1 protein-coding gene is annotated in these 419 nt (G+C 63.2%); it reads right to left on the bottom strand.

The annotated features are described in order from the left end of the window. A partial coding sequence (locus tag ACTD9P_RS30110) for a tryptophan 7-halogenase (protein WP_438870499.1) occupies positions 1-419 on the bottom strand: 419 nt, incomplete at both ends.

Raw genomic sequence — 419 nt, 5'->3', positions numbered from 1 at the left:
CTTGCCCTCGCGACGCTTGACGCCCCGCGCCTGGGCGTATGTCGACAGGTGCTTGGCATAGAGGCCCGCATCGAAATGGAAGGCGTGGGCGATATGGCCGATGGGCGATTCCGCCATGTCGGCGCGGGCGCGCATGAACTTGTTGCTCAGCGCCATCGCGTTGTTGATCGACAGGTTGTCGAAGTCGCCCGCGCGACCCAGCTCGCGCATCCGTAGCCAGTACTGGTGGCAGCGCAGCCAGCCCAGGTCCTGGCCGATCACACCAAAGCCGTGCAGATAGCTTTCGCCCTGGCGCCACCAGTTCTTGAACTGGATGCCCAGCTTGAACGAGCCCTGCGTCTTTCGCAGGAAGTCGTCCTCATCCAGACCCAGCAACTCGTTGAACTTCTTGATGGCGGGGATGGTGGCCTCCCCTACCC

Origin of the sequence: Pseudomonas onubensis, from assembly GCF_965653655.1 — a bacterium.
Classification (GTDB): Bacteria; Pseudomonadota; Gammaproteobacteria; order Pseudomonadales; family Pseudomonadaceae; genus Aquipseudomonas.
This window is presented reverse-complemented; position numbering and strand designations above follow the sequence as displayed.